General features: G+C 72.5%; 10 protein-coding genes and 1 pseudogene. 5 read left to right on the top strand and 6 right to left on the bottom strand.

Annotated features, from left to right (window positions below; all coding sequences use genetic code 11):
• Nucleotides 1–23: 23 nt before the first annotated feature.
• The 3 genes from NEH16_RS28365 to NEH16_RS28355 are packed head-to-tail and all read right to left on the bottom strand — an operon-like array spanning nt 24 to nt 3,101.
• Entirely contained in the window at nt 24–917 is an 894-nt protein-coding gene (locus NEH16_RS28365; protein ID WP_265545776.1) for a carbohydrate ABC transporter permease, read from the bottom strand.
• Nucleotides 918–921: 4 nt separating this feature from the next.
• Complete coding sequence (locus tag NEH16_RS28360; protein ID WP_265545774.1) at nt 922–1,851, bottom strand: carbohydrate ABC transporter permease; 930 nt, start codon at nt 1,849–1,851, stop codon at nt 922–924.
• 2 nt (nt 1,852–1,853) lie between these two features.
• Complete coding sequence (locus tag NEH16_RS28355) at nt 1,854–3,101, bottom strand: extracellular solute-binding protein (RefSeq protein WP_079193040.1); 1,248 nt, start codon at nt 3,099–3,101, stop codon at nt 1,854–1,856.
• Nucleotides 3,102–3,315: 214 nt separating this feature from the next.
• Here NEH16_RS28355 and NEH16_RS28350 point away from each other — a divergent pair, with 214 nt between their 5' ends.
• Complete coding sequence (locus NEH16_RS28350) at nt 3,316–4,374, top strand: LacI family DNA-binding transcriptional regulator (protein WP_265545773.1); 1,059 nt, start codon at nt 3,316–3,318, stop codon at nt 4,372–4,374.
• 111 nt (nt 4,375–4,485) lie between these two features.
• Nucleotides 4,486–5,574 (top strand): WD40/YVTN/BNR-like repeat-containing protein, encoded by a 1,089-nt coding sequence (locus NEH16_RS28345; protein ID WP_265545771.1) that lies wholly within the window; start codon nt 4,486–4,488, stop codon nt 5,572–5,574.
• A 4-nt stretch (nt 5,575–5,578) separates the two neighbouring features.
• Here NEH16_RS28345 and NEH16_RS28340 read toward each other — a convergent pair whose 3' ends face one another.
• Nucleotides 5,579–6,256, bottom strand: a complete 678-nt coding sequence (locus NEH16_RS28340; RefSeq protein ID WP_265545770.1) for a uracil-DNA glycosylase — start codon at nt 6,254–6,256, stop codon at nt 5,579–5,581.
• Nucleotides 6,257–6,341: 85 nt separating this feature from the next.
• On the opposite strand from NEH16_RS28340, the gene NEH16_RS28335 reads away from it, so the two are divergent.
• Nucleotides 6,342–7,352, top strand: coding sequence for an N-acetylglucosamine kinase (locus NEH16_RS28335; RefSeq protein WP_265545769.1), 1,011 nt, complete (start codon nt 6,342–6,344; stop codon nt 7,350–7,352).
• A gap of 138 nt (nt 7,353–7,490) precedes the next feature.
• Nucleotides 7,491–8,414 (top strand): sirohydrochlorin chelatase, encoded by a 924-nt coding sequence (locus NEH16_RS28330; RefSeq protein ID WP_265545767.1) that lies wholly within the window; start codon nt 7,491–7,493, stop codon nt 8,412–8,414.
• Between the two features lie 63 nt (nt 8,415–8,477).
• Here the strand turns inward: NEH16_RS28330 and NEH16_RS28325 are convergent, their stop codons facing one another.
• Both NEH16_RS28325 and NEH16_RS28320 read right to left on the bottom strand, forming a co-directional pair.
• Nucleotides 8,478–9,524, bottom strand: coding sequence for a lactonase family protein (locus tag NEH16_RS28325; protein ID WP_265545765.1), 1,047 nt, complete (start codon nt 9,522–9,524; stop codon nt 8,478–8,480).
• 114 nt (nt 9,525–9,638) lie between these two features.
• A pseudogene (locus tag NEH16_RS28320) lies at nt 9,639–11,092 on the bottom strand (FUSC family protein).
• A 372-nt stretch (nt 11,093–11,464) separates the two neighbouring features.
• Between NEH16_RS28320 and NEH16_RS28315 the strand changes: the two are divergent.
• A complete protein-coding gene (locus tag NEH16_RS28315) occupies nt 11,465–12,055 on the top strand; it encodes a lytic polysaccharide monooxygenase auxiliary activity family 9 protein (RefSeq protein ID WP_265545763.1) in 591 nt (196 codons plus the stop codon).
• Nucleotides 12,056–12,058: the final 3 nt, after the last annotated feature.

Genomic DNA, 12,058 nt, shown 5'->3' with positions numbered 1-12,058 from the left:
TGGTACGCGGCGGCATGGGTGCGCTACTTGCCGCCCACCCCCATCAGTCCGTTGACCAGTGCCTTCCGTGCCACGAGGTACACGGCGAAGATCGGTACGACGGAGAGCACGATCGCGGCGAGCACGGCCGGGATGTTCACCCCGAACTGGGACATGAAGTTGAAGAGACCGAGGGTCAGCACCCGGTTCTCCTCCGACTGGGTCAGGATCAGCGGGAACAGGAAGCCGTTCCATGCCTGGAGCGCCGTGTAGATCGCGACCGTGCTGATGCCCGCCTTGGACATCGGGATCGCCAGCTGCCACAGCATCCGCAGCGAGGAGGCGCCGTCGAGCGCCATGGCCTCGTACATCTCCTCGGAGACGTCGCGCATGGTGCCGCTGAGGATCAGCACCGCCACCGGCATCGCGAACGCGGCGGTCGGCAGGATGATGGCCGGCAGGCTGTCGTACAGGCCCATCTTGCTGATGAGCAGGTAGAGCGGCACGATCACGGCCTGGGCGGGGATGGCGACGCCGAGCAGGAAGGTGCGGAAGGCGAGTCCGGAGAGCCTGCTGCGGGTGCGTACCGCGACGTACGCGACGGGGATCGAGAGGACCAGCACGATCGCCACCGTGGCCACGGCGACGATCGCCGTGTTGGAGAGCATCGTGGAGAAGCCGCTGTCCAGGACCGTGCGGTAGTTCTCGAGCGTGGGGTCGGTCGGGACGGCCAGCGGGTCGCCGTTCAGCGCCTCGTCCTGGTGCATCAGCGAGGACGAGACCAGCGTGTAGAGCGGGACGATCACGAGCACGAGCCAGACCAGCGAGCCGAGGCCGGCCAGCGGGTTGCCCCACCTGCGCCGGCGCCGCGGGGTGGCGGGGCGGGTACGGGTCAGGGGCTGCGCGGGGCGCGTCGCGGGGCGGGTGTCGGTCGACATCGCGTCACATACCTTCCCGGGTGGAGCGCATGTTCCCGAAGCCGCTGAAGCGGACGAGGATCAGCGAGAGGGCGGTGGCCACGACGACGAGGGCGGTCGCGATGGCGGCGGCGTACCCGAGGTCGTAGGTCTGGAAACCGGTGCGGTACATCAGGTACGGCAGGATGGTGGTGTCCGTGCCCGGACCGCCCTTGGTCATGATGAGCACGGTGTCGAAATAGGTCAGCGAGCCGACGATCATCAGGACCGAGGAGGTCGTGATGGTGTTGCGGAGCTGCGGCAGGGTGATGTGGAAGAACTGCCGGAACATGCCCGCGCCGTCGATCTCGGCGGCCTGGTAGAGGACCTGCGGGATCTGCCGGGTGCCGCCCTGGTAGATCAGGGTGTGGAAGGGCATGAACTGCCAGCCGCCGACGAACGCCACGGTGAGCAGGGCGCCGGTGGACGAGCCCATGATGTTCGGGTCGATGCCGAACCAGGGCCCGATCTCCTTGATGACGCCGAAGTTGGGGTCGAGCAGCGCGTGGAACAGCATCGCGATGGCGGTGGTGGAGAGCAGCAGCGGGATGAAGAAGACCGCCGAGAGCACGGCGCGGCTGCGCTGCCGGCCGGCCGCCCAGACGCCGAGGAGCAGGGCCACCGGGGTCTGGAAGAGCCAGCTGATGGTGGTGAGGAGCAGGCTGAGCCAGGCGGCCTGGCGGAACTCGGGGTCCTTGAAGAGCCGGGTCCAGTTGGCCGTGCCGGCGGAGGTCGGGGAGTTCAGCCCGTCCCAGTGGCAGAAGGAGAGGTACACGGCGATCGCCAGCGGGACGATCGCGAAGAGGGCGAAGAAGAGGATGCCGGGCAGCGCCCAGGCGACCGGGGGGCGGCCGACGTTTCCGGCGGCCGCCTTCCGTCCTCCGCGCACCTTGGGTGACGAGGAGACGTGGGACATCGTTACTTGACGGCCTTCATCGCGGCGACGAACTGCTCGGGCGTGGACTTGCCGGCGAACAGCTTGCTGATCTCGGTGAGCAGCGGGGTGGCGATCTTGGACTCGAGCGCCTGGTCCCAGGACAGGGTGAAGTCGGGGGCCTTCTGGACCATCTCGTACTGGTCGGTGGCGAACTTCGGGTTGGGTGAGCCGCTGAGCATGGAGGCGGCGTTGGAGGTGGTGGGCACGTCGCCGTTGTCCACGAGGGCCTGCGCGTACGACTTGGACGCCATGGTCTTCAGGAAGGCTATGGCCGCGTCCTTGTGCTTGGTGCGGGCGTTCACCGACCAGTAGTTCGTGGGGTTGCCGACCACGTCGGCCGGGTCGCCGACGCCGCCCGCGACGGTCGGGAAGGGCGCCCAGCCGAGGTCCTTCTTGGCGAAGTCGGGCGCCTTGCCGAGCTGCGTGGAGTACTCCCACGAACCCATCAGGTGCATGGCCGCCTTGCCCTTGTTGAGCAGGGTGGGCGCACCGCCGTTGCCGTAGTCGACGGAGTTGAAGTTCTCCCCGAAGGCGCCGTCGTCCACGAGCTGCTTGACGGTCTGGGCGGTCTTCAGGACGGCCGGGTCGCCCCAGGCGGAGCTGTCGCCGTTCTGGATCTTGCGGAAGACGTCGGGGCCGCCGATCCGGTCGAGCAGGTACTCCATCCACATCAGCTCGGGCCACTTGTCGGAGCCGCCGAGCGCGAACGGGGTGACGCCCTTGCCCTTGAAGGTCTTGATGGCCTTCTGGAGGTCCTCCCAGGTCTTGGGGACCTGGACGCCGTTCTCGGCGAAGAGGGTCTTGTTGTAGAAGAGCATCACGGGCTGCATACCGCGCATCGGGACGCCGTAGACCTTCCCGTCGAGGCTGCCCGCGGTGACGATCGACGGCAGGAAGCCGTTCTTCAGGGTGGCGTCGTCCTTGAACGTCGAGGTGAGGTCGACCAGCTGGTTCGCGTCCACGTACGGCTTGATCGAGCCGCCGCCCCAGTTGAAGAAGATGTCGGGGGCGCTCGGGGAACCCATGGCGCTGCGGAGCTTGTTGACGTAGTCCGTGCCGGGGACGGAGACGAGCTTGACCTTGACGTCGGAGGTCTTGTTGAACTCCTTGACCGCGGCCTGCTGCACCTTCACGGCGTCGTCGCCGTAGACGTACGCGGTCAGCGTGGCGCCGCCGCCTCCGCTGTCACCGTCCGATCCGCAGCCCGCCAGGACTCCCGCCATGACCATGGCCGCACCGGCCGCGGTCCATCTCGCCGCACGCTTGCCCTGACTGAAAATTCCCGACCGCATGACCGCACCTCTGTCGAATCTTTCGGAGTTGCTTGCGAATGTTGCCGGAACCGTACGGTCGTGTTTCCGGCCAGTCAAGAGGTCGCGGACCGCGAATTTTTCGCCCGGGCTCCCGCGCCCGTTCGGGCGCCGGGCGGTTACGATTCGCTGTATGAGCCCCGCAAACGTCCAGTCACATCAGGAGAATGCGCCTGCCGCAGCGCCGTCGGACGGCACTGCCACGCTGGCGGAAATCGCCCGAGCGGCCGGAGTCTCGGCTCCGACAGTTTCGAAGGTGCTGAACGGCCGCGCCGATGTCGCGCCCGGTACGCGCACCAAGGTCGAGGAGCTGCTGCTCCAGCACGGCTACCGCCGCAGACGCGGCTCGACCACGCAGTCGCAACTCATCGACCTGGTCTTCCACGAGCTGGACAGCGCGTGGGCCATGGAGGTCGTACGCGGGGTGGAGAACGTCGCCCGCGAGGAGGGGCTGAGCCTGGTCCTCTCGGAGAGCGCGGGCCGCCTCAGCCCCGGGCAGACCTGGGTCGACGGGGTGCTGGCCCGCCGGCCGGTCGGGGTCATCCTGGTGCTGTCCGACCTCACCGCCGCCCAGCGCGCGCAGCTCACCAGCCGCAGCATCCCGTACGCGGTGGTGGACCCGGCCGGCGACCCGGGCGACGACATCCCGTCGGTCGGTACGACGAACTGGCAGGGCGGTCTCGCCGCGACCCGCCACCTCACCGGGCTCGGCCACCGCAGGATCGGCGTCGTCGCCGGGCCGTCCCGGATGATGTGCAGCCGCGCCCGGGTGGACGGCTACCGCGCCGCCCTGGAGACGGCGGGCGTGCCGATCGACCAGTCGCTGATCCGCGAGGCCGAGTTCTCGCACGAGGCGGGGTACGCGGCCGGGATGGAGCTGCTGCGCTCGGCGGACCGGCCGACCGCCGTCTTCGCGGGCAACGACCTCCAGGCGCTCGGTGTGTACGAGGCGGCGCGCGAGCTGGGTCTGCGCATCCCGGAGGACCTGAGCGTCGTGGGCTTCGACGACCTGCCGCTCACCCGGTGGATCGGGCCGCCGCTGACGACGGTGCGCCAGCCCCTGATCGAGATGGCCGAGACGGCGGCCCGGCTGGTCCTGGACCTGGGCCGCGGCCGGCAGCCCGCGACGACCCGGGTGGACCTGGCGACGAATCTGGTGGTCCGCAGCAGTACGGCGCCGCCCTGCCGCTGAGACGCGGACCGTCCGGGCCGGGGACACCCCGGGCCGTGGTCCGGGCCGCTGTCAGTGCCGGGGTGCAGACTGACCGATATCCGGCACAACGGCGTTTCGGGAGGTTCGGTCATGACCGATGTACTGCTCACCGTGGGCACCCGCAAGGGGCTCTTCATCGGCCGCAGGCGCGGCGGCACATGGGAGTTCGAGGGGCCTCATTTCAACGCCCAGGCGATCTACTCGGTCGCCATCGACACCCGGGGCGACCGGACCCGGCTGCTGGTCGGCGGCGACAGCGCGCACTGGGGCCCGTCCGTCTTCCACTCCGACGACCTGGGCGCGAGCTGGGTCGAACCGAAGACCCCGGCCGTGAAGTTCCCGGAGTTCACCGGGACCTCGCTGGAGCGGGTGTGGCAGTTGCAGCCGGCGGGGCCCGAGGCGCCGGGCGTCGTCTACGCGGGCACGGAGCCGGCCGCGCTCTTCCGGTCCGAGGACGGGGGCGAGTCGTTCGAGCTGGTGCGCCCGCTGTGGGAGCACCCGACGCGTTCGCGCTGGGTGCCCGGCGGGGGCGGCGAGGGGCTGCACACGATCCTGACCGACGAGCGGGACGCGCGCGCCGTGACGGTCGCGGTGTCCACCGCCGGGGTGTTCCGGACGACCGACGGCGGTGCGAGCTGGACCCCGGCCAACAAGGGGGTCTCGGCGGTCTTCCTGCCCGACCCGGACCCGGAGTTCGGCCAGTGCGTGCACAAGGTCAGCCGGGACGCGGCCGACCCGGACCGCCTCTACCTCCAGAACCACTGGGGGGTCTTCCGCAGCGACGACGCCGGGGGCCGCTGGACGGACATCGGCGCGGGCCTGCCCTCGGACTTCGGCTTCGCGGTGGCCGCCCACCCGCACCGCGCGGACACGGCGTACGTCTTCCCGATCAACGCGGACGCCGACCGGGTGCCCGCCGAGCACCGCTGCCGGGTCTTCCGGACCACCGACGCGGGCGCCCACTGGGAGCCGCTGTCGGCGGGCCTGCCGGAGAGCGCGCACTACGGCACGGTGCTGCGCGATGCGCTCTGCACGGACGACGCGGACCCGGCGGGGGTCTACTTCGGCAACCGCAACGGCGAGTTGTACGCGAGCGCGGACGACGGGGACAGCTGGGAGCAACTGGCCTCGCATCTGCCGGACGTGCTGTGCGTACGGGCGGCGGCGGTCGAGGTGTGAGCTTTTAGGGAAGCCGCCAGTCGACGGGCTGGGCGCCCTGGGCGACGAGCAGTTCGTTGACCCGGCTGAACGGCCTGGACCCGAAGAAGCCGCGGTCGGCGGACATCGGGGAGGGGTGGGCGGACTCGATGGCGGGCAGGTCGCCGAGCAGCGGCCGCAGGTTGCGGGCGTCGCGGCCCCAGAGCACGGACACCAGCGGCTTGCCCCGGGCGGCCAGGGCGCGGATGGCCTGTTCGGTGACCTCCTCCCAGCCCTTGCCGCGGTGGGCGCCGGGCGAGCGGGGCGCGGTGGTCAGCGCCCTGTTGAGCAGCAGCACGCCCTGGCGGGTCCACGGGGTCAGGTCGCCGTTCGACGGCCGGGGCAGCCCGAGGTCGGCGTTGAGCTCCCGGTAGATGTTCTCCAGGCTGCCCGGCAGCCTGCGCACGTCCGGGGAGACCGCGAAGCTCAGCCCGATCGCCATTCCCGGTGTGGGGTACGGGTCCTGACCGACGATCAGGACCCGTACGTCCGCGAAGGGCTGCTGGAACGCGCGCAGCACGTTCGCCCCGGAGGGGAGGTAGGTGCGGCCGGCCGCGACCTCCGCACGCAGGAAATCGCCCATCGCGGCGATACGCCCCGCCACCGGGGCCAGGGCGTCGGCCCAGCCGGGCTCGACTACTTCGTTCAACGGTCGCGCTGTCACGGAAGATCACCCTACCGGCGCAACGCGGCGCCCCGGGGATAGGGTGCTGCCCGTTACTCACCTCTGCGCACCCGGGAGCCGGTCCATGACGTCACACGGGCAACCGGACACCTATGTACTCGGCGTGGATTCGGGCGGCTCGGGGCTCCGGGTGGCGCTGGGCACGGCCGGTGCGGACGCCCCACTGGCCACCGTCGCGTGCGGCGGCCCGGTGCGCACGGGGCCGCGCGGCATCGACGCAGCGCATCTCCTGGACCAGGTGCTCCCCGCCGTACGCGGTCTGCTCGACGGGCACGCCCCCGGTGGGCGGATCACCGCCGCGGCGGTCGGCGCCGCGGGGATGGCCACGCTGGGCGACGGGTTGCGCGCCGAACTGCCGGGCGCCCTGGCGGACGCGCTGGGGGTGCGCCGGATCGCGCTCGCGGCGGACGCGGTGACCGCGTACGCCGGGGCGGTCGGGCAGCGGCCCGGCGCGGTGGTGGCCGCCGGCACCGGGCTGATCGCGCTCGGCACGGACCTGACGGAGTGGCGGCGGGCGGACGGCTGGGGGCACCTGCTCGGCGACAGCGGGGGCGGCGCCTGGATCGGGCGGGCCGGACTCGACGCCGCGATGCGCGCGTACGACGGGCGGCGCGGTGGTTCGCGCGCGCTGCTGGCCAGGCTGGAAGCGGTGTTCGGGCCGCCGCAGGAGCTGCCCGGTCTGCTCTATCCGCGCGCCGACCGGCCCGCGCTGCTGGCCTCGTTCGCGCCGGAGGTGGCCGTGTGCGCGGACCGCGACCCGGTCGCCGCGGGCATCCTGCGGGAGGCCGCCGCGCATATCGCGGAGGCGGCCGCGGCGGTGTGCCCGGAGGCGGAGGCGGACGAGGACGGCTACGAAGTCGCGCTGACCGGCGGGCTGTTCCGGATGGGCGAGCCGCTGCTCGTACCGCTGCGCGAGGAGCTGGCGCAGCTGCTGCCCCGGGCACGGGCGGTCCCCGGTTCGGGTGATCCCCTGATCGGTGCGCTGCGCATCGCCCAGGCCCTCGACACCGGGGGGCTGAGGCTGCCGCGCCACCCGACGCTGCTCTGCGTTCCGGCGCCCGGGCCCCGCTCGTAGGGCGACGGGCACGAGAGCGCTGACGACAGATCAGGGCAGTCGCCCGGTAAGCCGCTGATCGGATAAAAGCGGACAGAGGCCGCTCGACCGGACCCTCCCCGCGCAGGGAGCCGTCCGAAACCAGTAGCATGCGGCGCCATGAGCACCCCCACTGGGCCCGCTTCCGGCCTGCCTGTACGAATGCCGCGACCTCGCCAGTCCGGACGGCACCGCCGCCCGGAGCCCGTGGTCGCACCCGAGGGCGCTGCCGCGCTCGTTCTCGCCGTTCCCGGTACCCCCTCCTCGACGAGCCGCGGTCTCGCCGAAGAGGTCATCAGCATCGCCCGTTCCGAGCTGCCCGGTCTGAACGCCCTGATCGGTTACGTGGACGGGGACGACGCCGAGTACCCGGCGCTGGCCTCCGTGATCGCGCACTCCGCCGCCGAGCGCACCGCGCGGTACGAGCAGGCACTGGCCGCGGGCCGTGAGGTCGCCGAGCCCGCGGGCCCGGCCGCCGTGGTGGTCCCGCTGCTCGCGGGTCCGGACAGCGCGCTGGTGCAGCGGATACGTCAGGCGATCACCGACAGCGAGGCCCCGGCGGAGCTGACCGATGTGCTCGGCCCGCACCCGCTGCTGGCCGAGGCGCTGCACGTCCGGCTGTCGGAGGCCGGGCTGGCCCGCGCGGACCGGGCCAGGCTCTTCACGGTGGCGACGGCCGCCGACGGCATCGTGCTCGCCACGGTGGGCGGCGAGGAGGCCGTGCAGGCGGCGGGGATCACGGGCATGCTGCTCGCGGCCCGGCTCGCGGTGCCGGTGATGGCCGCCGCGCTCGACGTGGAGGGTTCCGTCGCCGCGATCGCCGATCAGCTGAAGGGCTCCGGCTCGCTCCAGCTGGCCGTGGCGCCGTACCTGGTGGGCCCCGAGGTGGAAGAGGGCCTGCTGGACGCCGCGGCGAAGGAGGCCGGCTGCGCGAGCGCCGAGCCGCTGGGCGCGTACCCGGCGATCGGCAAGCTGGTCCTCTCGATGTACACCTCGGCCCTCGGGATCGCTCCCGCCGTGGCCCAGGGGGCGCAGGCCCGCTGACCCTTCCGGCATGCGTGAGGCCCCGGCCCGGACGGCAGTCCGGCACCGGGGCCTCGCCGGTTCTCAGCCGAAGACCACGCAGGAGGCCGCCGGGGCGTCCAGGGTGCCCCCGTGGGCCGGGACGCCCGTCTCCGGGTCCACGGTGAACCAGGCGACGTTCCCGCTGCGCTCATTGGCCGCGTAGAGCCGGCGCCCGGCCGGGTCCAGCGCGAGGTCGCGGGGCCAGTGACCGCCGCAGCCCACGGTCGTGACCAGGGACGGGTGCTCGCCGGTCGCGTCGAGCGCGAGGACGGAGATGCTGTCGTGGCCCCGGTTGGCCGCCCACACGAACCGGCCGTCGTGGGCGACGACGACCTCGGAGGCGTAGCTCTCGACGGTCACGCCCTCGGGGAGCACCGGCACCTCGCGGACCGGTTCCAGGACGCCCGCCGCGGCGTCCCAACGGCACACGGTGAGCGTGGGCTCCAGCTCGTTCAGCACATAGGCGTGGCGGCCCGAGGGGTGGAAGGCCAGGTGGCGCGGGCCGGTGCCGGGGCGCAGGGCCGTCTCGCCGTGCGTGCGCAGCTCGCCGGTGGCCGGGTCGACCGCGCAGACGCGGACCGAGTCGGTGCCGAGATCGACGCTGAGCACCCAGGCTCCGGAGGGGTCGGGCAGGACCTGGTGGGCGTGCGGGCCCTCCTGGCGGTCCGCGACCGGTCCGCCGCCCTCGTGCGCGAGGACCGCGGCGACGGGTCCGAGCGTGCCGTCCCCGGCGACGGGCAGCACGCTGACGCTGCCCGAGCCGTAGTTCGCGGTGACCAGGTGTCCGGCGGCGAGGGCGAGGTGGGTCGGGCCGTCGCCGTCCACCGCCCGGACCGCGCCGAGCGGGCGGGGTTCGTCCGTGCTGACGTCCAGGGCCGCCGCGCCGCCGGGCTCGGTCTCGCTGACCGCGTAGAGGACCGTGCCGCCGGGGCCGAGCGCCAGGTAGGAGGGGTCGGGGACGGCGTCCGTGGCCCCCAGGACCGTGAGCGCGCCGGTCTCCGCGTCCACGGCGGCGACGGTGACGCCCCGCCCGCCCGCCGAGGTGAACGACCCGATGAATGCCCGTCCCGCTCCGTTGCTGCTGTCCACCGCTGCTCCTCCCCGCCGGCTGTGCGCGGCGGACGTGGCCGTCGTGATCTTTCGCGGCGACGGTAGCAGTGCGGGTGCGCGGTCTAGACCAAGGGTGGCGGAAAGGCCCTGGGGTCAGGCCGTGACGAGGGGGGCGCTCGGCGGGCTGTGCAGCGGCACGGCGAGTTCGGCGAGCGCGCGTTCCAGGCTGTGCAGGTGGGCGAGGGCGGGTTCGGTGGCGGCCGGGTGCGCCGGGACGGCGGACGCGACGGCGGTACGGCCGGTCAGGGCCTCGACCGCGTTCTCCACGCGCCAGCAGGCGGCGGCGAGCCGGGCGTCGTGGGACGCCTCCGGGTCGGCGGCCACCGAGGCGAGGCCCCGCACCTCGCGGGCGCACTCGTCCAGCAGGGCCAGGACGTGTCCGGCCCGGGCCCGGCGGGCGCGGAGCGGGCTCAGCGGGTGGACGAGCGGGGCGAGCGAGAGGCGGACGCGGCCGAGGAGCGTCTCCAGCTCGGCGATGCGCGGGGCCGGGTCGGCGGTGGCGGAGCCGGAGAGGCGGGCGGCGGCCTCCTCGGTGCAGGCGTGCACGCAGCGCAGGGCGCGCTGGATCCAGGCGTCGGTCGTGGCGTGCGTGGTGACGGGCAGCACGCACAGCACCGCGAGCATCGCGCCGAGCGCGCCGACGGCGGTCTCGCCGAGCCGCAGGGCGAGCAGCCCGGGGTCGAGCACGCCCAGCGAGCCGTAGAGCGCACCGGCCATGACCGTCACCGAGAGCATCATCCAGGTGTAGGAGACCGCGGCCGTGTAGAAGATCCCGAACACCCCGGCGGCGACGACGAGGGCGGTCGGCACGGGCGCCCCGTGCAGCGGGACGACGACGGCGAGGCCGACCGGGATGCCGATGAGGGTGCCGAGCACCCGGCGGAAGCCGCGTACCAGCGTCTCGCCGCGCGAGGCGGTGTTCACGAAGACCCACCAGGTGGCACCGACGGCCCAGTACCAGCGCTGGTCGGACATCAGCTGCCCGGCCATGAGGGCGACGGCTCCGCCGGTCACCGCCTGGACGGCCTGCCGGGTGGTGACCCTGGCCAGGCCGGTGCCGGCGGGCGGGGCGGGCGCGGCGGGGACGGTCAGCCGGCGTTCGTAGCACCAGAGGCCGAAGCGGACGGCCGCCGCGCAGAGCAGGGACAGGGCGACGGCGGAGTAGAGCTCGGGGAGCTGCCCGGGCAGGGTGTGGAGGAACTGCGTGGTGAAGAAGGCCATGAACGCGAAGACGCCGAGGGAGTGCCCGCGCGGCCCCCACCGCCTCGCGTAGACCCCCGCCCCATGACCGCGAGGAACGCGGTGTCACGGGCGAGCGGGTGGTCGTGGAGCAGGGCGGCCAGCGCGAGCACCGGGAAGCCGACGGCGGGCAGCAGGGCGGTGGTGACCGCCTGGCCCCGGACCGTGGGGTCGGTCACGGTGAAGAGGGCGAGCAGCGCGGCCAGGCCGCCGGTGATGGCCGCCACGAGCGAGTGGCCGACGAGCCCGCACACCACGACGGCGAGTCCGATGCCGAGCACCGCGCGGCAGGCGAAGCGCAGCCGCATCCGGCCGGGGTCCCGGGCCCCGAATGCTTTCCTCAGCACTGCTGCTCCCCCACTCCGGTTCACCGGCTCTCCGTTTCGGTCAAGAGTTCAGGCATGAAAAAGGCGCCGCGGAGGTCCGCAGCGCCATCGACGGATACATGAGACCATCCGGAGGGCGGTTGGCTCAAATTGAACTCGATCGACTGAGCCATTGGCCCACCCGAAAGCGCATCGGGGTGACCAGACGACAGCCAACGGACCAACCTCGCCGGAAACCCTTAGCACAAGGCACCTTTCCTTGGTCTAGACATGTCAAATTGCCACCGTTACGCTCACCCTTGGTCTAGACCGCAGCACTCTCCGGACATCACCCCACATCTCCAGGAGCGATATATGCGCAGGAAGATCACCTCGTTACTGGCCGGGTCGGCGGTCGCCGGTGCGGCCCTGCTGGCCACCTCGGCCCCCGCCCAGAGCCACGGCTACACCGACTCGCCGATCAGCAGGCAGCAGCTCTGCGGCATCGGCACCGTCAAGCGCTGCGGGCAGATCCAGTGGGAGCCGCCGAGCGTCGAGGGTCCCAAGGGCTTCCCCACCCGCGGCCCGGCCGACGGCCACATCTGCTCGGGCGGCATCGGCCGCTTCTCCGAGCTGGACGACCCGCGCGGCGGCGCCTGGCCCGCCACCAAGGTCACCGCCGGCCAGAACTACACGTTCAACTGGCGGATCGAGGCCCGGCACGCCACGACCGACTTCCGCTACTACATCACCAAGGACGGCTACGACCCCGCCAAGCCGCTCACCCGGGCCGACCTGGAGACGCAGCCGTTCCTCACGGTGCCCTTCGGCGGACGGCTGCCCGGCTCGACGGTCAGCCACTCCGGCGTACTGCCGCAGAAGTCCGGCAAGCACCTGATCCTCGGCGTATGGACGATCGCCGACACCGGCAACGCCTTCTACGCCTGCTCCGACGTGCAGTTCTGACCG

Source organism: Streptomyces drozdowiczii, from assembly GCF_026167665.1.
Taxonomy (GTDB): Bacteria; Actinomycetota; Actinomycetes; order Streptomycetales; family Streptomycetaceae; genus Streptomyces; species Streptomyces drozdowiczii_A.
This window is presented reverse-complemented; position numbering and strand designations above follow the sequence as displayed.

Coding starts and splice junctions, on each gene's coding strand:
- NEH16_RS28365 (WP_265545776.1), bottom strand. CDS start 917: ATGTCGACCGACACCCGCCCCGCGACGCGCCCCGCGCAGCCCCTGACC.
- NEH16_RS28360 (WP_265545774.1), bottom strand. CDS start 1,851: ATGTCCCACGTCTCCTCGTCACCCAAGGTGCGCGGAGGACGGAAGGCG.
- NEH16_RS28355 (WP_079193040.1), bottom strand. CDS start 3,101: ATGGTCATGGCGGGAGTCCTGGCGGGCTGCGGATCGGACGGTGACAGC.
- NEH16_RS28350 (WP_265545773.1), top strand. CDS start 3,316: ATGAGCCCCGCAAACGTCCAGTCACATCAGGAGAATGCGCCTGCCGCA.
- NEH16_RS28345 (WP_265545771.1), top strand. CDS start 4,486: ATGACCGATGTACTGCTCACCGTGGGCACCCGCAAGGGGCTCTTCATC.
- NEH16_RS28335 (WP_265545769.1), top strand. CDS start 6,342: ATGACGTCACACGGGCAACCGGACACCTATGTACTCGGCGTGGATTCG.
- NEH16_RS28330 (WP_265545767.1), top strand. CDS start 7,491: ATGAGCACCCCCACTGGGCCCGCTTCCGGCCTGCCTGTACGAATGCCG.
- NEH16_RS28315 (WP_265545763.1), top strand. CDS start 11,465: ATGCGCAGGAAGATCACCTCGTTACTGGCCGGGTCGGCGGTCGCCGGT.